The organism is Halomonas sp. (genome assembly GCF_052095695.1).
Taxonomy (GTDB): domain Bacteria; phylum Pseudomonadota; class Gammaproteobacteria; order Pseudomonadales; family Halomonadaceae; genus Vreelandella.
The window spans coordinates 14,147-35,253 of sequence record NZ_JBQDLQ010000037.1; the positions used below are offsets into that span (position 1 = coordinate 14,147).

General features: G+C 52.8%; 20 protein-coding genes and 1 pseudogene. 10 read left to right on the top strand and 11 right to left on the bottom strand.

Going from position 1 to position 21,107, the window contains the following annotated elements:
• Window positions 1-15 precede the first annotated feature (15 nt).
• Window positions 16-2,202, bottom strand: a complete 2,187-nt coding sequence (gene fadB / locus ACTH5D_RS09340) for a fatty acid oxidation complex subunit alpha FadB (protein WP_441670516.1) — start codon at window positions 2,200-2,202, stop codon at window positions 16-18.
• Window positions 2,203-2,432: 230 nt separating this feature from the next.
• On the opposite strand from fadB, the gene ACTH5D_RS09345 reads away from it, so the two are divergent.
• The gene (locus ACTH5D_RS09345; protein ID WP_441670518.1) at window positions 2,433-3,578 is read left to right on the top strand and encodes a DUF5924 family protein; all 1,146 of its coding nucleotides are present in this window, start codon (window positions 2,433-2,435) and stop codon (window positions 3,576-3,578) included.
• A gap of 85 nt (window positions 3,579-3,663) precedes the next feature.
• Window positions 3,664-4,188, top strand: a complete 525-nt coding sequence (gene slyA, locus ACTH5D_RS09350) for a transcriptional regulator SlyA (RefSeq protein WP_441670520.1) — start codon at window positions 3,664-3,666, stop codon at window positions 4,186-4,188.
• Here the strand turns inward: slyA and ACTH5D_RS09355 are convergent.
• On the bottom strand, window positions 4,167-4,736 hold the full coding sequence (locus tag ACTH5D_RS09355) for a preprotein translocase subunit YajC (RefSeq protein ID WP_441670522.1): 570 nt from the start codon (window positions 4,734-4,736) through the stop codon (window positions 4,167-4,169). The genes slyA and ACTH5D_RS09355 overlap by 22 nt on opposite strands.
• A 153-nt stretch (window positions 4,737-4,889) precedes the next feature.
• On the opposite strand from ACTH5D_RS09355, the gene ACTH5D_RS09360 reads away from it, so the two are divergent.
• Complete coding sequence (locus ACTH5D_RS09360; RefSeq protein WP_441670524.1) at window positions 4,890-5,342, top strand: universal stress protein; 453 nt, start codon at window positions 4,890-4,892, stop codon at window positions 5,340-5,342.
• 61 nt (window positions 5,343-5,403) lie between these two features.
• Here ACTH5D_RS09360 and ACTH5D_RS09365 read toward each other — a convergent pair whose 3' ends face one another.
• On the bottom strand, window positions 5,404-7,320 hold the full coding sequence (locus tag ACTH5D_RS09365) for an ATP-binding cassette domain-containing protein (RefSeq protein ID WP_441670526.1): 1,917 nt from the start codon (window positions 7,318-7,320) through the stop codon (window positions 5,404-5,406).
• A gap of 170 nt (window positions 7,321-7,490) precedes the next feature.
• Between ACTH5D_RS09365 and ACTH5D_RS09370 the strand changes: the two genes are divergently transcribed.
• On the top strand, window positions 7,491-8,486 hold the full coding sequence (locus ACTH5D_RS09370; protein WP_441670528.1) for an AraC family transcriptional regulator: 996 nt from the start codon (window positions 7,491-7,493) through the stop codon (window positions 8,484-8,486).
• A gap of 32 nt (window positions 8,487-8,518) precedes the next feature.
• Here ACTH5D_RS09370 and ACTH5D_RS09375 read toward each other — a convergent pair whose 3' ends face one another.
• The 5 genes and pseudogenes from ACTH5D_RS09375 to ACTH5D_RS09395 form a co-directional block, all read right to left on the bottom strand.
• Window positions 8,519-10,171, bottom strand: coding sequence for a fatty acid--CoA ligase (locus tag ACTH5D_RS09375; protein WP_441670530.1), 1,653 nt, complete (start codon window positions 10,169-10,171; stop codon window positions 8,519-8,521).
• Window positions 10,172-10,211: 40 nt separating this feature from the next.
• Window positions 10,212-11,399 (bottom strand): beta-ketothiolase BktB, encoded by a 1,188-nt coding sequence (gene bktB, locus ACTH5D_RS09380; protein WP_441670532.1) that lies wholly within the window; start codon window positions 11,397-11,399, stop codon window positions 10,212-10,214.
• Between the two features lie 46 nt (window positions 11,400-11,445).
• The gene (locus ACTH5D_RS09385; RefSeq protein WP_441670534.1) at window positions 11,446-11,778 is read right to left on the bottom strand and encodes an acyl-CoA dehydrogenase family protein; all 333 of its coding nucleotides are present in this window, start codon (window positions 11,776-11,778) and stop codon (window positions 11,446-11,448) included.
• Window positions 11,775-13,328: a fatty acyl-CoA synthetase gene (locus ACTH5D_RS09390; RefSeq protein WP_441670536.1), complete on the bottom strand. Its 1,554-nt coding sequence runs from the start codon at window positions 13,326-13,328 to the stop codon at window positions 11,775-11,777. Before ACTH5D_RS09390 ends, ACTH5D_RS09385 begins: the two co-directional genes overlap by 4 nt.
• Window positions 13,329-13,367: 39 nt before the next feature.
• A pseudogene (locus tag ACTH5D_RS09395) lies at window positions 13,368-13,649 on the bottom strand (ABC transporter substrate-binding protein); the annotation flags it as partial.
• A gap of 242 nt (window positions 13,650-13,891) precedes the next feature.
• Here ACTH5D_RS09395 and ACTH5D_RS09400 point away from each other — a divergent pair.
• Both ACTH5D_RS09400 and ACTH5D_RS09405 read left to right on the top strand, forming a co-directional pair.
• Window positions 13,892-14,752: a TatD family hydrolase gene (locus ACTH5D_RS09400; protein WP_441670538.1), complete on the top strand. Its 861-nt coding sequence runs from the start codon at window positions 13,892-13,894 to the stop codon at window positions 14,750-14,752.
• Window positions 14,753-14,756: 4 nt separating this feature from the next.
• Entirely contained in the window at window positions 14,757-15,236 is a 480-nt protein-coding gene (locus ACTH5D_RS09405) for a hypothetical protein (protein ID WP_441670540.1), read from the top strand.
• Here ACTH5D_RS09405 and ACTH5D_RS09410 read toward each other — a convergent pair.
• On the bottom strand, window positions 15,233-15,814 hold the full coding sequence (locus ACTH5D_RS09410; RefSeq protein WP_441670542.1) for an elongation factor P hydroxylase: 582 nt from the start codon (window positions 15,812-15,814) through the stop codon (window positions 15,233-15,235). The genes ACTH5D_RS09405 and ACTH5D_RS09410 overlap by 4 nt on opposite strands.
• A gap of 138 nt (window positions 15,815-15,952) precedes the next feature.
• Here ACTH5D_RS09410 and ACTH5D_RS09415 point away from each other — a divergent pair, with 138 nt between their 5' ends.
• The 3 genes from ACTH5D_RS09415 to ACTH5D_RS09425 all read left to right on the top strand — a co-directional run bounded on the left by ACTH5D_RS09415 (window position 15,953) and on the right by ACTH5D_RS09425 (window position 19,181).
• Window positions 15,953-17,371 (top strand): MATE family efflux transporter, encoded by a 1,419-nt coding sequence (locus ACTH5D_RS09415; RefSeq protein ID WP_441670544.1) that lies wholly within the window; start codon window positions 15,953-15,955, stop codon window positions 17,369-17,371.
• 2 nt (window positions 17,372-17,373) lie between these two features.
• Window positions 17,374-18,165 carry a DUF3080 family protein gene (locus ACTH5D_RS09420; protein ID WP_441670546.1) on the top strand — a complete coding sequence of 264 codons (792 nt, stop codon included), beginning with the start codon at window positions 17,374-17,376 and terminating at the stop codon, window positions 18,163-18,165.
• Between the two features lie 320 nt (window positions 18,166-18,485).
• The gene (locus tag ACTH5D_RS09425) at window positions 18,486-19,181 is read left to right on the top strand and encodes a hypothetical protein (RefSeq protein ID WP_441670548.1); all 696 of its coding nucleotides are present in this window, start codon (window positions 18,486-18,488) and stop codon (window positions 19,179-19,181) included.
• A gap of 77 nt (window positions 19,182-19,258) precedes the next feature.
• Here ACTH5D_RS09425 and tusA read toward each other — a convergent pair whose 3' ends face one another.
• Window positions 19,259-19,513 carry a sulfurtransferase TusA gene (gene tusA / locus ACTH5D_RS09430; protein ID WP_441670550.1) on the bottom strand — a complete coding sequence of 85 codons (255 nt, stop codon included), beginning with the start codon at window positions 19,511-19,513 and terminating at the stop codon, window positions 19,259-19,261.
• A 29-nt stretch (window positions 19,514-19,542) separates the two neighbouring features.
• On the opposite strand from tusA, the gene ACTH5D_RS09435 reads away from it, so the two are divergent.
• Entirely contained in the window at window positions 19,543-19,830 is a 288-nt protein-coding gene (locus tag ACTH5D_RS09435) for an antibiotic biosynthesis monooxygenase family protein (RefSeq protein WP_441670552.1), read from the top strand.
• A 19-nt stretch (window positions 19,831-19,849) separates the two neighbouring features.
• On the opposite strand, the gene rlmM is transcribed toward ACTH5D_RS09435, so the two are convergent.
• Window positions 19,850-20,917, bottom strand: a complete 1,068-nt coding sequence (gene rlmM, locus ACTH5D_RS09440; RefSeq protein ID WP_441670554.1) for a 23S rRNA (cytidine(2498)-2'-O)-methyltransferase RlmM — start codon at window positions 20,915-20,917, stop codon at window positions 19,850-19,852.
• Window positions 20,918-21,107: the final 190 nt, after the last annotated feature.

Here is a 21,107-nt window from a genome sequence, read left to right on the forward strand (position 1 = left end):
TCCTATGCATGGTGGTTAGGCTTGATTGGCCGGCTTATCGCTGGAATAGAATAACTCACCGTTTTTCGCCATCTGACGCAGCTTGTCAGTGGGCTCGTACAGCGGCCCCAGCTCGTCGGCCAAGCCTTCTGCCAAGGTGACGAACGCTGCCACGCCCATCGCATCAATGTAGCGCAGTGCGCCACCGCGGAAGGGTGGGAAGCCGATGCCATAGATCAACGCCATATCCGCCTCCGCTGGCGTCGCTACAATGCCATCTTCCAAACAGCGTACGGTTTCCAAGCACAGTGGTACCATCATGCGTGCAATGATGTCTTCGTCAGAAAATTCCTTATACTCTTTCACCACCTCTTTAATCAGAGCGTAAGCGGCTTCATCGGTTACTTTCTTAGGCTTACCTTTTTTGTCTTCCTCGTAAGCGTAAAAACCTTTGTCGTTCTTTTGACCAAGGCGGTCATTGTCATACATGACCTGAATAGCGGTTTTATCCTCACGTGCCATACGATCAGGAAAACCTTCCGCCATTACCTCATTAGCATGCACGGCGGTGTCTAAGCCCACCACGTCGAGCAAATAAGCGGGGCCCATAGGCCAGCCGAACTTCTCCATCACTTTATCAACATGCTGGAAGTCAGCGCCCTGTTCGACCAGAAAACCAAAGCCGCCGAAATACGGAAACAGCACGCGGTTAACTAAGAAACCGGGGCAGTCGTTAACCACAATCGGCGTTTTTCCCATCGCACGCGCATAGGCTACAGTGGCGGCAACGGCGGCATCAGATGTCTTTTCACCACGAATTACTTCCACCAACGGCATGCGGTGAACGGGGTTAAAAAAGTGCATACCGCAGAAGTTTTCTGGACGCTTAAGATTCTCTGCCAGTCGATTAATCGAAATCGTTGATGTGTTAGAAGTAAGAATGGTGTTATCGCTCACCGCATCTTCAACTTCAGCTAGCACCGCGCCTTTTACCTTGGGGTTTTCAACCACCGCTTCGACAACGAGGTCAACGTTTTCAAAACCACCATAGGAGAGCGTTGGGCGAATATTGGTCAGTTTTTCAGCCATTTGCTCAGTCGTTAGCTTTTTACGCTCGACCTGCTTGGCAAATAGCTTGCGCGCTTCTTTCAAGCCAAGCTCAATCGCTTCATCCTTGATGTCTTTCATCAGGATTGGCGTGCCTTTAGACGCGCTCTGGTAAGCGATACCGCCACCCATAATACCGGCACCCAGCACTGCCGTTTGGTTCACGGGCTGAGCCTGTTTCTCATAACGGCCAGCTTTCTTTTTAACCACTTGGTCATTCAGGAATAGGCCTATCAGGTTAAACGCCACGCTACTCAGCGCAAGCTTAGCGAATGCCTTGGCTTCAATTGCCTGGGCACGGCTGCGCTCTTCACCCGCGCCTTTCTGAATGACTTTAATGGCCTCAACCGGCGCGGGATAATGCGGCCCGGCTTTTCCGGCAACAAATCCTTTGGCGGTTTCGAACGCCATCATCTGCTCAATGGGATTAAGTTTCAGCGGGCTGGTTTTTTCCAGACGGCGCGCTTTGTAATCTAGCTCGCCAGTATTAGCGTGGTCTAGAATGTCGAACGCCGCTTCTTCTAACTGTTCGGCAGTGACCACCGCATCGACAGCACCCACTTTAAGTGCCGCATCAGCACGGTTTTCGGTGCCGCCTGCGATCCACTCAATGGCATTGTCTGCGCCAATCAAACGGGGCAAACGAACGCAGCCTCCCCATCCGGGGAGTATCCCTAGCTTGGTTTCTGGAAGGCCGATCTTGGCAGTTTCACTCATCACACGAAAATCGGTGGTCAGCAGAACCTCACAACCGCCGCCAAGCGCCAGCCCATTGACCGCCGTGACTGTCGGAAAAGGCAGATCTTCAATCGCGTTAAAAATGTCGTGAACCTTAAGGTTCATCTCGACGAGGTATTCTTCGCCTTTATCGAAAAGCGTGTGAAATTCGGTGATGTCAGCGCCTACGATAAACGCGTCCTTACCACTGGCGATGACTAAGCCTTTCAAGCTGTTTTCAGCCTGAATAGCCTTCACCGCCTCAGCAAGCTCTGCAACAACAGCGCTAGAAAGTTTATTGACGGACTCATCTTTCAAATCAAAAGTGAGCATTGCGATATCATTACCGCTAGGGGTGTCACGACGTGTCACCGTGATGGCATTGCCTTGGTAGATCATCCGCGTTCTCTCCGCTTTTCGGGCTGGCTCTGACAAGAGAACCCGCCACACTTTTAGACGACTTTCATACGGCCGTTTGATTGCCTTAGCTTGGTTGAGATGCCTAAGCACGTCAAGCCCTGACTTTCGGCTAATAAATCAATTAATCCAGCCTGGGGTTTGCAGTAGAACAGCGCCAAGCCCGGCAGACTGTTAGAATCACACATCTTTCATCATCCAGGTTACCTTGTATGGGCACACTGCTCACACCTTCTCGCATTGCTTCGGCTCAGCGGCGTATTGAAAGTATTGTCGTACGCATAAAGCCTTGGAGTTGGTTATGGCCCCCAATGGCATTCGCCGCAGGCCTGGGAAGCTTTTTTCTAGTCGATCGTCAACAGTGGCTAGGCGCGGCCTTAGCGCTTGGGCTGCTGTTCGCCTGGACACTGCTACTATCAGAAGGATTGATCAGCCGCTGGCTATCTCACCGGGGTCACCCGACGCCACCGCGGGGCGTGGCAACGTTTATTGCGCAAATGATTCACCAAGAAACGCTTTTCTTTACGCTGCCGTTTATTTTAGTCACGACAGTTTGGAATAGTGGGCAAACGCTCTTTGCGATATTGGTTGGCGGTATGTCCTTGCTGTCTATCATCGATCCACTATATTTCAAAGTAGCCGAACGCTGGCGCAGCCTCTACTTTATGTTTCATGCCCTGTGCGTATTTTTGGTGCTGCTGGTCACACTGCCTATCATGGTGCATCTGACCACCGGCCAGAGCTTGTTACTCGCGCTCAGCATTACCATTGTGGTGGCGCTACCTAGTTTTTGGCATTTATTGAAGCGGCGTTCGCTCAAACGCTGGTGCCTATTTTTTGCACTAACGTTAATACTCGCCTATGGCGCCTGGATAGGCCGCATATGGGTACCGCCTGCCAGTTTATGGATGACCAGCAGTGCACTGTCGCCCTCGTTCAACATTGAACAGCGGCTGCCTCAAGGTTCAATAGCGCTAACGCCGCAGGCGATTAGTGAAAACGGGCTTTATGTTTATACGGCCATACGTGCGCCAAGGGGATTAAGTGAAACCATTACCCATGCTTGGCATCATAACGGCCAGCCCATGGACGTGGTGAAACTGAATATTAACGGTGGCCGCGAAGAGGGTTATCGTGCATGGAGTCATAAGCAAAACTTCCCCGATGACCCCACTGGCGATTGGCGCGTCGATATTATGACTGGCAGTAGGCAGCGCCTCGGCTTGATACGTTTTGAAGTCTCAGAGGATAGCCAAATCGCTTCTAAAGCCGATTCGCAAATCCGCCCCAGCGGTCTAAGTGGATTGAACCCGAGACGTTTCATACCCGGCAGTTCCAACAGCAACGAGAATGAATAAGCACATTGATTGACTCAGCATCTTGCATTCAGCGGCGTAGCTTATGACAATTCGCCTATACACACTTATTGGTAGCTAGTTGCTTATGGCTTCATCTATTGGTTTTCGCATTGCCCGTTTACCGCATTTATGGCGCGCAATTCTAGATCGGCGACTTGCCCCGCTGGGCTTAACGCAAACTCGCTGGGTAACGCTTTATCACCTGTGGCGTTTGGGAGAGGGGCATCCCCAGTGTGATCTTGCCCGGGCTATTGGCGTGGAGGCGCCCTCCCTAGTGCGCACGCTAGGTCAGCTTGAAGAACAAGGCTTGATTGAACGGCGTGCCTGCGACAATGACCGACGCAGCAAGCGTATTTATTTAACGTCTGCCGCGATGCCGTTACTGGAAAAAATTGACAGCGTTGCCAAAGAGGCTCGCAAAGAGATATTACAAGGCCTAACGGACGACAATATTCAGCAGCTGGATGAATGGCTGATCCTGATTGAGTCAAACGGACTGGCAATTCAAGCGCGCGATCAGGATGGCTCTGAAGAAAACGGCCCTGAAGAAAACGACACTGAAACCGACTGCGTTCAAGAAAAGGCTCTTCAAGACAAGCCCGCGTCCTGAGGCTTCGTTGCCCTACTGCCAGGCTGCTCTTTAAAACCGAGCGGCCTGGTAATGGGTCGATCAGCATAGCCACGCAGCGCATTCTTTAATTGCTCAAACGCCGGAACATAAGTCGTAAATCGTTCCGCCGTTTGTGACTCCCACCACCAAAGCGTCAACGCATATTGGGTCGACTGAACTACCAGCGCATCCTGTGGCAACCGCTCTAGCAACGTTTTTAAAGGCACCGTTGCGCTATCGGGCAATGGGCGCAGCGGCGCTATTCGCCAGCGCCAACCGGCATGGAAAGGCGCTAATGCTTCGCTTGCATTGCTGTCTCTTACCAGCAGAAAATCCGGCCCAGGATCGTCTTGCGGATAGTGCCAGCGATAAGCTGGCATCGTGCCCTTAAAATGGTGAAGCGGAGGCTTTTCCATCTTAATCGTGACGCCTTGACGCGTGATCTGCGAGCGAAGCAATGAGTGACGCTTTTGCTGCGGACTGGGCTTCAACCACATCACGGGCGCGATAACAAACATCACAATACCGACAATAATTAACCATTCCATCTCTACATTTCCTTCAACATAAGCCACACTTACTAAGCTAATCTAAAAACCCATGACATAGGTCGTTGTTAAGAAACGCTACGCCATCTAAAGTAAAGGCCATCATCATCGTACAAAGAGCACCTTTGTAACCCACTGCCAAGGAGATACGCCATGAGCTATCACCACATTTTAGTTGCCGTTGACCTAACCAAAGACTCGCACAAAATTCTTGAGCGCGCTGTCGTCATTGCCGAGCGTAATGACCGCGCCAAAATATCCATCATGCACACACTTGAACCGCTTGGCTTTGCCTATGGTGGTGATATCCCGATGGACCTTACCAGCATTCAAGACCAGTTGGATGAGCATGCTAAAAAGCGCCTGGCTGAAATTGCCGCTCCGCACGTGCCTGAAACCAATCAGCACGTGGTTGTAGGTATGCCCGACACCGAGATTCATCGATTTGCCGAAGACCATAACGTGGATTTGATTGTCGTCGGCTCTCACGGCCGCCATGGCTTTGCCCTGCTGCTGGGCTCAACCTCCACCGGCGTACTTCATGGCGCCCAATGCGATGTCTTAGCTGTTCGCGTCGGCAAAAAAGGTGAGAAAACCGACGAGTAATCAAGTCCACTTTATCAAGAACAAAAAAGGCGCCCATAAGGCGCCTTTTAATTTATCGGGCTTACTCTCCTGCGGCCATTGCTTCCAGCTCCATCCAGCGCTCCATTGCTGTTTCTAACTGCTGTTGCACGGCTTCGAGCAGCTGTAACTTAGCCGCGACGGCGTCGGCGTCCTGCTGATAAAACGCTGGGTCACCTATCGCATTTTCCAACGTTTCCACTTCGCCCTCAAAACGCTCAATATCAGCAGGCAGCGTATCTAGCTCACGCTGCAGATTGTAAGAGAGTTTAACGCTTTTTTTAGCAGGTACTGCGGGGGCTTCAGGCGCTTTTCGGGGCGCCTCTGAGGTCGGTTCAGTACGCTGACGTGCTGCCCCTTCCCAAGGCGCCGGCGGCAGCGTACCGCCCTGACGAATCCAGTCGGTGTAGCCGCCCACATATTCACGCACCACGCCCTCGCCTTCAAAGGCCAGCATGCTGGTCACGACGTTATCCATAAAGGTTCGGTCGTGGGATACCAGCAGCAGTGTGCCATCGAAATCAAGTAGCAGCTCTTCAAGCAGCTCAAGGGTTTCCATGTCGAGGTCGTTGGTAGGCTCATCGAGCACTAAGACGTTGGCCGGCTGGGTAAATAGCTTGGCGAGCAGAAGTCGATTAGATTCACCACCGGAAAGTGCTTTCACCGGCTGACGTACCCGCTCAGGCGTGAACAAGAAATCCTGCAGATAGCTCATGACATGACGGTCCTTACCGCCAACGCTCACTCTGTCACTACCCTGAGCAACGTTATCGTAAACCGTTTTGTCCAGTTCAAGCCCGGCGCGCAGCTGGTCAAAATAGGCCACTTTCAGATTGGTACCCATCTGAACGCTGCCCTCGGTGGGTTCAAGCTCACCCAACAGTATTTTCAGCAGCGTGGTTTTACCCGCCCCGTTGCGTCCTAAGAAACCGATTCGGTCGCCACGCAGTATTTCGAGGTTCATGTCACGCAGCACAACGTCATCGCCAAATCGCTGAGTGACGTCTTTCAGTTCTACGATTCGCTTGCCGGTGCGCTCACCGCGGTCTACCGTCAAGTTGGCAGTACCTTGGCGCTCACGGCGCTGGCTGCGCTCGTTGCGCATGGCTTCTAAAGCCCGCACGCGGCCTTCATTACGCGTACGCCGCGCTTTGACGCCCTGGCGAATCCAAACTTCCTCTTGCGCTAACTTTTTATCAAACTCGGCATTCTCACGCGCTTCAACTTCAAGCTCGTGCTGCTTGCGGGCCTGATACTCGACGTACTTACCAGGATAGCGACCCAGTTGACCACGGTCTAGCTCCAGAATACTGGTCGCCAATTTAGATAAAAATGCCCGGTCATGGGTAATCAGCAGCACGGCGCCGTTAAACGACAGCAGCTGTTCTTCAAGCCAGGCAATAGTGTCTAAGTCCAGGTGGTTGGTCGGCTCATCAAGCAGCAGCAAATCAGGCTCAGCGACTAACGCGCGTGCAAGCGCCACACGCCGACGCCAGCCACCGGAAAGCGCGCTCATTTGCGCCTCAGGCGGTAAGCCCAAGCGGGTTAATACGGTATCAATACGCTGGTGAAACGACCAGCCATCAATAGCTTCCAGGCGCGTTTGCAGCGCCGCCATGCGGTCCATATCAGGATCAGGGTCATTGATAAGATGATCATACTCAGAGAGCAACTCCCCGGCTTCGGGCAGCCCTTGGGCGACCATATCGAAAATAGTGAGGCCGGATGACTCCGGTAACTCCTGGGCGAGCACGCCGATCTTGAGGCCAGGAGCACGCCAGATGGTGCCATCGTCGGGTAAAATATCCCCCGCTACCAGTTTTAGCAGGGTGGACTTGCCGGTACCGTTGCGACCGACCAGCGCCAGGCGTTCGCCTTTTTCAACCGTCAGATCGGCGCGATTGAGCAGTACATGGGTGCCATAGGCGAGTTGCAGCTGTTCGAGTCGTAACAGGGCCACGCGGAGTCCTCCTTAATCATAAGGCGCACAGTGTAACGCATGCGCGCGCCGAGGGGGTGGAACCTATGGAGCGAAAACTGGCAGCGTGGTAACGTTTTGCCAATGCACAACAACAATTCGTCGAAAAGACACTTTCCATAGGCAGGCCGCCAGTGACGGTTACCGTCTCGATGCATTTTGTAAATGAGCTATTTAGAGGCTTACCAATAGCCGCAACGCCACCCACTCGCTATCTTGAACGGGCGGGGATCTCACCCTTTTTACTCGCAGCACCACATGGCCGAGTAACGGTTGAGCAGTTTGCTGAGCTGTACCGCTTATTGGTGCATGAACTAGACGATGAAACGCCCGGCTTTTTTGCCCGCCCGCTGCGTGGAGGGACATTAAAGCTGCTGTGCTTAACGATGCTGGATGCACCCAATCTGCAGGTGGCGATGCACCGCTACACGCAGTTCTTCCGCATTTTGCTTGATGACTTTGACTACGTGTTTACGCTGGAAGGAGATCTAGCCCGCATGGCCCTAGTCGAGTACGCGCCCTTGGCGGGGAGCAGAACCTTAATTCATGAGCTGATGCTCAAGCTCTTTCACGGTATCGCGTCATGGATGATTGCACGTAAAATACCGCCGATTTTAATGGAGTGTGCCTACGCCCTGCCGCCACACAGTGCTGATTATCTGTACTTCCACCCAGGCACGGTTCGCTTTGAGCAGTCTCAAACCGCGATCTATATTGATCGGGTTTGGCTTGACCATCCGATACGCCAAACCAAGAAACACCTGGGCGCCTTTTTAAAGCGCGCCCCAGCGGATTGGTTTTATGTCTCTTTTGCGGACCGCCTGCTGGCGCACCGTGTGCGCGAACACTTAGCGCTCGACCTTATCAATGCCGGCACGGTGCACAGCGTCGCGGGCGCACTGCATATGTCAGCGCGCACATTAGCTCGACATTTAAAACAGGAAGGTACCCACTTTCAAGCTGTTAAAGATGAGTACCGGCGCGACTACGCCGCTCAGGCGCTAACTTGCAGCGAAAAGCCGCTCAGCAGTATTGCCGAAGCATTAAGCTTTGAAGACTTGGCCTGCTTTAGCCGCGCGTTTAAAACCTGGACAGGCAATTCGCCCGCCGCGTACCGCAAAGTTCGCACTACGGGCAACATTCACTGATCGTGCGATAGATACTCTAGACTTTAGACACGTTAGGCCTCACTACGAATGCGCTTTTTATCCAGCTTACCCACACTGGTTTTGGGTATTTCATCGACGAAACGGATCATGCTCGGAATGGCCCAGCGCCGGAGCTTTCCCTGGGTGACAAACTGTTCTAGAAATGCCTGTACAGCTTCCACCGTCGGCGGGTTGTTAGCGTCAACTGCTACGGCTAATGCAGCCGGGCGCTCACCCCACTTGTCATCGGCGATACCGATCACGGCCACTTCGGCAATCCCTGGGCACTGGCTGATATAACTTTCAAGCTCTAACGATGAGAGCCACTCACCCCCTGTTTTAATAACATCCTTGATCCGGTCGCTAATGGTTAGAAAACCACGTTCATCGAGTGAACCTACATCTCCGGTGTGTAGCCAACCATGGCGCCATAGATCGGCACTGCGCGCCTCTTCTTTAAAGTACGCCTGAGTCAGCCAAGGTGCTTGAACACGCACTTCGCCGATACTTTTACCATCTTGCTGTAGCAGCTCCCCGTTGGCATCTACAACCTGCAGCTTAACCAAAGGAATCGGCAGCCCCGCTTTACAGCGCCAGGGCAGTTGGGTCGCAAAATCGGCGGCGGCGATATCCTGGGGCAAAATCCCGGCGGTCAGCAGTGGGCAGGTTTCCGACATACCATAGGCACTGCGCGTATCAATACCAAGTTCCCAGGCCTTGCTTGCCAACGATTGCGTTAGCGCACTGCCACCCACCAGCACCTTCCAACCAGTGAGATCAATCTGTTTTGAGGCAACCCCCTCAGCGCTGACCACCATGTTTAATAGCGTCGGTACACAGTGTGAAAAATCGACCTTTTCGCTGACCAGCAGTTTCACCAGCATTTCTGGCTCATATCGTCCCGGGTAGACCTGGGTAGCCCCCATCAGAGTCGCCGTATAGGGCACGCCCCAGGCATGCACGTGAAACATGGGCGTAATGGGCATATACACCTTGTCTCGATTCAGCAGCTCAAAACCTGGCGCTTGGAACGCACTCGCCTCACTTAAGGTATGTAATACCAACTGGCGGTGGGTAAAGAAAACACCCTTAGGACTGCCCGTGGTACCCGTCGTGTAGAACAACGTCGCCACGGCATTTTCATCAAAACTAGGAAACGCATAGTCAGTGGGCTGCTCACTTAACAGCGATTCAAACTCACCAACAACCGGAAGAGTGGTATTAATCACCTGTGGCGCTTCTTGACACAGCAGGTAGCCACGCACTAAGGGAAGCTTGTCGGCCAGCGGCTCAATCAGCGATATGAACTCTTCATGCACGATAACGAAGGCGTCTTCGGCGTGCTCCATGGTGTAAAGAATTTGCTCCGGCGCCAAGCGTACGTTGACCGTATGCAGAACCGCACCAATCATTGGAATCGCAAAGAAACACTCTAGGTAACGGTGGCTATCCCAATCTAACACTGCCACCACATCACCCGCTTTAACGCCCTGGGCAGTCAGTACGTGGGCTAGTTGATGGACTCGCGCGCGAAAATGCTCATAGCTATGGCGGCTTTGGTCTCGATATACGATTTGGTTATCGCCAGACATGCGAACACCCGCGTCCAGCAAGTCGCCAATCATTAACGCTGGATTGGTGGCCGACGCGGTTGCCGATAACATTTTTGGTGTGATCGTAGACATGAAAACTCCTTTTAGCTTGTTCTTGTTGCGGCGAGCTTCATTAGCAACGCTCAATCAGCAGCGCGATGCCTTGACCGCCGCCAATACACAGCGTGATCAAGCCATGGCGACCGTTAATACGCTCTAATTCATACAGCGTTTTGAGTATCAAAATAGCCCCCGTCGCCCCCACCGGATGGCCTAGCGCAACCGCCCCGCCGTTAGGGTTGAGTTTTTCCAGAGGGAAGCCCAGCGTCTGCGCCACCGCCATTGCTTGAGCAGCAAAGGCCTCGTTTGATTCAATCACATCAATATCATGAATGCTAAGACTTGCCTGCTGCAGGCAGCGCTTAACCGCGGGAATCGGCCCCAGCCCCATAAGCGAGGGCTCAACACCCGCCATCGTAGCTACCCGCAGACGTGCCCGGGGCACCAGCCCGCGCCGGGTCGCTTCATCAATGTGAGCAAGGACAAGCGTTGCCGCGCCATCATTAATGCCTGACGCGTTGCCTGCGGTCACCACCCCGTCCTTTTGAAAGGCAGGCTTCAGCCGCGTTAAATCGCCTAATCGGAGACCTTCGCGTACGTGTTCATCCTGACAGAAACGCACCGTCTGCTTACCTTGGCTTATTTCTATCGGTACGATTTGGGCATCAAAGCGACCTTCTGCTATTGCGCGAGACGCCTTTTGGTGGCTTTCAAGGGCAAATTGATCCAGCTGCTCACGGGTAAACCCATACTGTTTAGCGATGTTTTCTGCGGTGCATCCCATATGGCCGCTACCAAAAGGATCGCTAAGTATGCCCAAGGTTAAGTCCTGGATGCCCATATCGCCCCTACGCACACCGTTGCGCGCTTGAGGCGGTAGCAAATAGGCCCCGCGAGACATGGATTCAGCACCTCCCGCTAACGCCAAACGACTATCGCCTAAAACGATCTGCTGCGCGGCAGACACCACGGCCTGAACACCCGACCCACACAGCCGGTTAACGCTGAAGGCGCCGGCCTCCGTGGGCACGTCAGCGTCCAGCGCAATATGCCGCGCTAAATAGGCGTCTTGAGGGCCTGTGGTAATGATGTGGCCGAAAACAGAATGATCAATATCTCTTCCCTCAACACCTGAGCGCCGTAATGCCTCTTTAGCTGTTATCGACCCTAGTTCAGATGGCGCCATGCTGGAGAGAGACCCACCAAAACCGCCAATAGCGGTGCGCGCACCCGCTAAGATCACGACATCATCCAGCCGCATAGGTATTTCCTCATGTTTTAACTAACTGATTCTTAGCAACGCTTTATTAGCGACTCGGTGAGCCCACTTTTCCAAGCAAAGCATCATGAGGTAATTGCATATGATCAAAGCTAAGCTCGGCGGTGTCGCTAGCATGCTGGCCATTGGTGATAAAAATTTTGCTGCCGCTTAACTCCCAGCCTTCATCAGTGCGCTTCGCACGGGTGTTCAGCGATGCCAAATCGCTACCGGCATGCGGCTCAGTTATGTAACGCATGCCACAGCGAGCGGGGATTTCGCCTGCGGCCTCCCCCTGATCGTAAAACGGTGCCACTTCTTTCGTGAGACAGCGCTTAATCATACTGTAGAACAGCGCGCTTGCTTCCTGGTCCACACTCATGGCTTAAGCTCTTGACGTAAATGGCGCTTGAGAATTTTTCCAGCAGTGCTCTTGGGTAACGCATCGGTAAAGACAATGTGCTTAGGCACTTTATAAGGCGCCATTAACGTTTTGGCGTGATGGATCAGCGCTTCCTCACTGACCGACTGGCCTTCTTTTAGAACCACCACGGCGGTGATTGCTTCAATCCACTTCTCATCCGGCTGGCCGATGACCGCCACTTCCGATACCGAAGGATGTTTAAAAAGCCCCTCCTCTACTTCACGACTGGCCACCAGTACGCCGCCGGTATTGATCACATCCTTAATGCGGTCGACGACATAAAGATAGCCTGCCTCATCGAAGTAGCCCACGTCGCCAGAATGAAACCAGCCTCCTTGGAAGGCTTCTTCGGTCATCGCGGCTTTATCCCAGTACCCTTTCATGAGCTGTGGTGAACGGTGGACAATCTCACCATGTTCGCAGGAAGGTACGTCGTTCATGTCAAGATCGACGATGCGTGTTTCCACCGTCAATATGGGCCGCCCGGCGGAAGCCGGCCGCGCGGCATGCTCTTCAGGACGCAGGACGGTGGCTAAAGGGGCAATTTCGCTCTGTCCATAGCAATTGTATAGCCCTACGCCCGGTATGCGCTGCTGCAGTTCCTCTAGTACCGGCACCGGCATAATCGAGGCGCCGTAATAGGCTTTATTGAGGGCATTTAAGTCGAATCGATCAAATTCAGCATGGCGCAGTAGGCTGATCCAGACCGTTGGCGGGGCAAAAAATGACGCGATCTTGTGGTTAGCCATGGCGCTTAAACATAGCTCAGGAAGCGGCGCTTCAAGCAAATAGACGGTAGCGCCCAATAACAGCGCGGGCATTAGAAAGACGTGCATTTGCGCTGAATGGTAAAGCGGCAACGCGGCGAGCATGGCATCCTTGCCCTTAATATCCAGCTCGACCATGCAGGCCATGTATTCGGCCATTAATGCTTGATGCGTCATCATGGCGGCTTTTGGCGCCGCGGTGGTGCCCGAGGTATAAAGTAATTGAGCAAGACTGGCGCCATCGACTGCAGCGCCTGGCTCTTGGCTAAGTGCTGATGATCTCGCATGCGTTAGCACATCAAAACTGCCAGCAGTACTCTCCTGCTCAGCGTGTAGCGTTCCCATCAGGGCCAAATTCACCCCCTCTGTCGCGGCATTCACTTTGCTAGCAAGACTTATATCACTCAGCAAGCCCATGGCACCCGACTGTTCAAGAATGTAGCGCAACTCCTCGCTGCTTAGCGCAAAGTTAATAGGCACATGCACTAAACCTGCCTTGGTAGCTGCCAGCCAAGCAATCACATAAGCGTCAGAGTTTTTGCCATAAACGGCCAATCTATCACCTGGTACGAGGCCTGCTGCCAGCAAGCCATTAGCCACCCGATTGGCGGCTTGACTGAGCTCAAGATAGCGCCACTCACGTTCACCAAATACCAGTGCCAACTGATGTGGATACTTTCGAGCGCTGCGACTTAAAGCGGCGCCAATACTATTTTGCTGAATAATAGACGGTTCAGACATGCTAAATCCTCAAGTGGGTTGCCGTGAATGAGCAACGCTTTAGCTCGTGACTAGCGGGCAAACACTTTCTGAAAGCGGCCTGAAGGCTTCTTCAGTAGGAATGGTACGAATGATATGGAAAAGATTATCCTCATCCTGCGACTCGTCAGGCGTCTTAACTTCGACTAAATACATATCATGCACCATGCGGCCATCCTCACGGATGTAGCCATTGGTAGCAAAAATGTCGTTGATGGGCGTATCAGTCATTTGCTGACGCACGGTTTGTGTATCGTCCGTGCCCGCTGCGGCGATGGCCTCAAGATAATGGCGAGCGCTGGAGACAGCAAAGCGGTGAGATATTGGCATCGTTATTAGACTCTCTATTGTTGTTATTAAATCAATGGCCGCAGAATCGTCGGTAGTACCCTCACTTCATCCTAGCCGCAAATACCCCGTTGCTGTTTACCTAACAAGCCAAGTTTTTTGCAATTCGCGCGTGCTGATCGCTCTCAACAGAGCATTAGTCGATGTACGCGCATACCGTTACAATGGAGGCTTTCTAACTGGCTAAGGAGCAACGTTTGGCTACTGCTGACACTGATGCGTTTTTACCCGAAGCACTACAGTTTCGCCCTAGCGCTCCTTTAATAGATATTGGTGCAAATCTGACGCATGAAAGCTTTGGTCGCGATCTTGAGGCGGTAATCCAGCGTGCCCAGGCAGCGCAAGTCACGACTATGATCGTGACCGGCACTGATCTCGCCCATGCTGAACAGGCCATTGCACTCGCCAAACAATATCCTGGCTTATACGCAACGGCAGGTGTACATCCTCATGATGCCAGTCACTGGAATGACGACCTGTCGCACTCGATGGCGGCGTTACATGCCATGCCAGAAGTGGTCGCAGTGGGTGAGTGCGGACTGGATTTTAATCGTAATTTTTCGACGCCTCAGCAGCAGGAGCGTGCCTTTGAAGCCCAGTTGGTACTCGCCGTTGAAAGCGGTTTACCGCTCTTTTTACATGAGCGGGATGCGGGTCAACGGATGCGCGAAATATTGCATGCATGGCGAGACGACATCAGCCAAGCCGTGGTGCACTGCTTTACGGCCGATCGCTATACGCTTTTTGGCTATCTCGACCTAGACTTACATATAGGTTTAACCGGTTGGATCTGCGATGAGCGTCGTGGACATCACCTGCGCTCACTGGTTAGCGATATACCGCTGACGCGGCTGATGGTGGAAACTGACTGCCCCTACTTGCTGCCCCGCAACCTGCCGGCGAAATTAAAAGGGCGTCGGCATGAGCCCGCGCTGCTGCCGTGGATCGTACGCGAGCTTGCCCAGTGGTACGGCATCAGCGAAACAGCGTTAGGCGCAGCCACGACCCAAACCGCACAGCGATTTTTCCGCCTTCCTACGACGCCCCCAGAGGAGTAATAGCGTGTCTGATTATCCAGGATTTATAGCCATTGAAACGGGCGAAGACGATGGCCTACCGCTAGCCATTGCTTGGTCGCTGCCCGATGGTCGTGTAAAGCAAACGTTGATTCAGCCGGATGATAGCTGGATTAAAGAAGACACGAATGCCTTGGGCGCCTACAGCATGGAAGAGCTGGAAAGCCTCGGCGTGAGCCCGCTTGAAGTCATTCGCGAGCTGGAGACCGATCACTTTTCCGCCACGCTATATACCAGCGACAACGGAGAAGACGAAGCGGCGCTTGCGCGTCTATTCGACACCTATGGGCTAGACCCTTTTGTTGAGCTTGCCCCCGCCTCGGAACTCTACCCATCGATCACTCCTAGTGAATGGCATCGCCAGCGCCGGGAAACCTTTAGCGAACTGGGCCTGGAACCGATGCGGCCAGAACATGAGCTTGAGGTCATGCTGTCGATGCATCAGCGCCTAACAGACGACGATTAAGCGCTGGCCGTCACGTCTAGATCTAACACAGCCTGCCCTTCGGCGATGGCGTCCGCTAGCGCTTTCTGATTAGAATAAAAGCAGTTAATGGCCACCAGAAAAGCGTTAGCGCGTACAGGTAACCCTTCTTTCAAGTAGCCTTGCGCGCGAGATGCAACGCGCGCCGTAAATGCACTTCTATCTACCTCAACATCGCCACCGAGATTATCGACACTGATATTAAACGAGCGGCCACAGGCATGAGTAAATATTGATTCGAGCGCCTGTGGCGCAATTTCAGCTCGCTCGAACAATGCCTGCTGCTCGGCATTACGACCATCAGGACAGTACCAGTAGCCGTAATCTTCTTGCAGGCGACGCTGCGAGCCGGCAATACACCAATGGCTGATCTCATGCAGCGCACTGGCAAAATAGCCTCGCGCAAAAATCACCTGGTGATAAGGTGTTTCATTATTCGCGGGGCGATAAAGAGGCTCATCGCCTCCTCGAATCAGGCGTGTTTGATAGCGCTGGCCAAAAACACCGTCAAATAGCGCGATAATTTCTTCAAGAGTCCAGCGCTCCTCGGCGTAACTCACATTGACCTCATTTGTCGTTTAATTTTTTGCATTATACCTGCCGGATGAACACCAGCTAAATACTAGGCGGCAAGGCTTAGTGATCCCTGCTAATCTAGCGCCCTTTTATAGCTTAACTCGCCAACCAGGAGCCAACCATTGGGCGATTTCACTCGACAAGTTAAATCAGTGTACTGGCCGGAAACGCGCGCCTTGATCTTTTTGGCATTGCCCATTTGTGGTGCTCAGTTAGCTCAGGCGGGGATGAGCGTTGTCGATGTCATGATGACGGGCCGACATAATGCTACGTCACTCGCGGCCGTCTCGGTTGGCTCCAGCCTGTGGATGCCGCTAATGCTGTTTATGACCGGCACCTTGATGGGGTTGACGCCGATTGTGGCTCATTTACTCGGTGGCCAGCGTCAAACGGCCATTCGCCCAGCAGTACACCAGGGTCTTTGGGTCGCTCTACTGCTAGGCATCGTCGCGGTGTTGCTGCTTTGGTCAGTCGTGATGCCCATATTTGAATTAATGGACGTGCCACCCGCCGTCGCGCGCGAATCTGCAGCCTACCTCTCTGCCGTCGCGTTTGGTATGCCTGGAATCGCGCTCTTTCAGGCGCTGAGGGCATTCTCAGATGGCATGAACCATTCTCGCCCGGCGCTGTGGATTAGCTTAGTGGGCTTGAGCGTTAACATTCCCGCCAACTATGTCCTGATTTACGGCGGCGATGGTTTAGTCGAGCTATTTGGCTCCTGGACACCTGACATATTGCAGCAAATACCCGCGCTAGGCGCCTTTGGCTGTGGTGTAGCGACAGCGTTCTCAATGTGGACGATGGCGTTAGCGATGGCCTATTACACGCGCCATGGGCGTACGTATAAAAGCGTGGCTATCTGGCAAGGGCTAACACTCCCACAGTGGGCAGGCATTCGCGAACTTATCGTTGTGGGTGTTCCCATCGGCGTGGCTATTTTTGTTGAAGTGACGCTATTCACACTTATTGCGCTATTCATTGCAAGCCTTGGTGAAGTTACCGTGGGCGCCCATCAAATAGCGCTGAGTTTTACTACTATTTTGTTTATGCTGCCCATGTCGCTGAGCATGGCGTTAACCGTGCGCGTTGGTAACACGCTAGGGCAGCAGCGCTGGGCGCTCGCTAGAAAAGTCGCCTGGAACGGAGTTATCATTAGTGTGATCATCGCGGTTATTAATAGCACACTACTCTTGTTCACGGCGGTACCCGTTATCTCACTCTATACGTCGAATAACGAGATACAGGCCCTCGCGTTATCGATCATTGCATTGGCCGCTATTTTTCAGCTATCCGACTCTCTTCAGGTTACGCTGGCAGGCGCTCTAAGAGGCTACAAGGATACGCGTATTGTTATGGTCATTACGGTACTCTCTTATTGGATTGTCGGCCTAGGGGGCGGCCATTGGTTAGGCACTCATGGCGTAGGTGATATGGTTGCGCCGTTAGGCGTTCACGGTTACTGGATTGGCCTAATTGCTGGTTTAAGCACTGCCGCACTGCTGCTCGGCTGGCGCCTACAGCACATCAGCATTCGGGCGTAATCATGATTCGATGGGCGCATGCTTGTGTTACGCTCGCGCTAAGCGCCCTACTGGCTGGCTGTGGCGACAGTCCCGCCGAACAGCAGTGGCAAGCCTATCACCAGCAGCTTGCCGCTGATCTTGCACGAGCAGATATAAACAGAGCTGCTCCGGCAAATATTGGCGCATTTCCTGATCGCAAAGATCGGCTCATTGATATTCCTGAAACGCGGGACAGCATGCTCAACGTTTACGCGCTGCGTGAATGCCAAATTACCTCGCTAATCGCGGCACGTAATAATCAGCTTGGCCGCGTAGCGCCTCCCAGCCAGCAGTGGCTATATGAACGAACGCTATGGCAGCGGCTTAGCGCCTGTTCGCATAGCGACGTTGCCGACCAGCTAAGCCTTGAAGATCAAGAGCGACTACAGCAGCTAACGACAACAAAAACGGCACAGCTATCCGCCGTAAGCTGGAACGCTATCTTTGATTCCAGCGAGTGGATAAAAAGCTTTTCGCGCTCAAGCCAGCCGCTAGCCAATGTCGATAAAGCGGTTATCGCAAACCATCTCGAGGCTATCGATTACTTGCAGGAAATGACTGAGCACCAGTTTGACCTCGACTGGCAGCAAAACTCTTCAGCCCTTGAAAACCATCTAAAAACGCTGCAAGAGCGGCCACTGACGGCTGAAATTTTGCGGGCATTACTACTCGCCACTCAACGCTTAGCCGAAGCAAATACGCTATTAACGCAGCAAAGCGATACTCCCACACGCTGTTTAAACCCTGGAACCCACAGCTGCTTGAGGATTTAGCAAACACGTCGTACGAATGGCTTACTGCGATCAATCGGCTAATCGATGCGCAGCAGGTCGACAAACCTGCGACAGTCCAACGTTATCAAGTGCGCTGGCTTTCACTCCAAGACCCAGGTGCTCCGTGGCAACAGTTTCAACAGGCAAGCAGTGAACATAACGCGTTAAGAGCACGCTTCGCTGCTTGCACTACGAATTAAATGGCCCGAACCCTTAACCTTATGAGCAACTTGTGCTATTTGTGAATAGAAGAGGTGAAGAATGCGGCAAGCTAGCCTGCTTCGCCACTGTCATGACCACGCAGCACAAGGAGGGACACAATGGGCGCATCCCTGTCACCCCGCTCTGCCCAGGTCATCGACCTGGAAACCGTGCGCCAACGCCAGCAGGCGCAAAAGTGTTTAGTCCGTTTAGCACCTGAGTTAGATGGCATTGAGATGGTGTATAAGCTCGCTGCGAACCCTGACACCTATTACGGCATGCCCATTTTAGCCTGGGGGTTAAGAGAGGACGGTTACATTATCGGTCTAGTACCGTGGATGGAAACCTTAGCCGCCTGCCAAGATCTGAACAGTGAAGAAAATGGCTATTTCGTTGGCTATCGTGATCCTGAAACGGAAGAAATTTTCGATTCCCCACCCGATCACAAGTTTTATGAGCTAACGGCGGCAGCGGAATACTTCGATTATGAGGCGTCAGGCGACGTCACCCTTATTCAGCAAATCCCAGATACACTTGGTACACATGCTTTGTGTATGAACCACCCAAACTCGCCTTGGCATATGAAACCCGTTTACGGCTGGCGCCTCTACAGTGACGGCAGTCTTGACGCGCTGCTAGCCGACGAACCAAAAGCGCTAATGACACCCATTCTTCTAGGCGACAAGTGCCTATACAGCGCACAAGATCGCCACCAGACCGTTTATTTTTTCCAACGCCATATTGCTAACCGTATATTGGAAGAAGATCCGGCCACGCTGGATGCTCTCGCCATGATGGTCGTGGCAAGCGATTGATACAGACGCTGCACAGTTGCACTAATAGCGAGGCCAGTCGCTCTGTGCCTCGCAAACTTTAAAGGCCTTATGCGGGGCTAAGCTAAGCGTATAAAATAAAGGTAGCTGCTCTCAGTTGAGACGTCTTGCTCAAGTAGCTCATGGCCCAGAAACTGACAGAATTTAGGCACGTCACGCGTTGTCGCTGGGTCTGTAGCTACCACTTTAAGAACTTGGCCTGACGCCATGTCGCGCACTTTATTATGCATCAACATAATCGGCTCTGGGCAATAGAGCCCAGAGGTGTCTAACAACTCATCATAGCTGGGTAAGTTAGCCGTATTAGCAGCCATTGATATCCTCGGTGCAGGAAGCAAAGCGTATGATTAAAATCATCATCGAACGGCGCATTATGCCCGGCCTAGAAGAAGAGTATGAACAAGCAGCACGGGAAGCCATGCGCGCCTCTTTAGGCGTAAGGGGCTTTGTCGGTGGCGAAACCCTCGTAGAGCGTGGCCATACCGATCGCCGTTTAATGATTACTAAGTGGCGCGACATCCGTGCTTGGAAAGAGTGGCACTCAAGCGATGCGCGCACAATGGCTATGCAGCGTATTTTACCGCTACTAACCGAAGATGAAACTATCCGTATTTACGAGCCCGGCTATTAAACTTTAAAGACCGTCGGTACTAGCTTCTGAGCCTTACATGCACAGTGACTTCTTCGCGATCATGGTAAAGATGACGACACGTTACCTTAGCACTGACATCCGCTTTTTCCAGCGCGTCTTCCAAAGTCGTTAAGCAGCGCGTTACTTCGTCCCAGCGCTTTTTCATAGGCAGTTTGAGGTTAAAGATTGCCTCTTTACACCACTTACGAATTAGCCAGCGCTCAACCATCGCCAGCACGCGTACAGGCTTATCAACAATATCACACACCAACCAGTCTAAACGCTGTGGTGGCTCCCAGGTAAAACCATCTTCTTTAAGATGATCAATCTGCCCTGTCCCCAGCAGTTGAGAATCCATTGGGCCATTATCAATCGCATACACATACATGCCGCGCTGTACGAGCTGCCAAGTCCACCCGCCGGGTGCAGCGCCTAAATCAGCGGCCTGCATATGCGGCGCAAGACGCGTCTCCCACTCTTCGCGAGGGATAAATTCGTGCCATGCCTCTTCTAGCTTCAACGTTGAGCGACTAGGCGCACGCGATGGAAAACGCAGCCGGCGAATACCGTTAACAAGCTCGCTACGGTTACCCGGAAAGCTCATTGCCAGCTGCGCTTTATCACCATCGGTCCAAAAAACATGCAGCCGCCTAGCACCCGCGCTTCGCCTTAACGCGCCACGTTTCTTCAGCAAGCTTTCCAATGGCTTTTTAAGCGCCTTGATTAACCCTGCCAGTGCTTTACCGTCGTTAGTGTCCGGCGTTTCATGCCAAATTTCTTCGAAGTTCCAGCCACTGGCCTTGACCTGCTCCAATATAGCGGTAAGACGATCATCACGCGATAGGCTCAGCGCAGGCAGTGCCGCTAGGCTCTGGCGAGCGAAAATCAGTGATTTAAAGGCAGCTTGGCGGTGCAAATCATTAACCGGTTCGCCATCGGTGCGCGTTAAGCTTACCCAACCCTCGCCATAAGAAGATTCACACCCTACATCGTTTAATGCTGCGTGATGCTGCATTTCTGCTAAGGCATCATTTTCAAACCCTGCACGGCAGTAGACGAGCCACGACGTAGGTACTATTTCACTCACCTTTTTACCTCTATTCCGACCATCACAAACGGTGATGGCTAGCTAATTAATTGGGTCGCATCATAGCATTTATTCAGCACTATTTATTTTCTTCCGCGCAAACAAAAAACCCAGCCGATGGGCTGGGTTTTCTGCGGTATAAGTGCCTGACGATGACCTACTCTCGCATGGGGAGACCCCACACTACCAT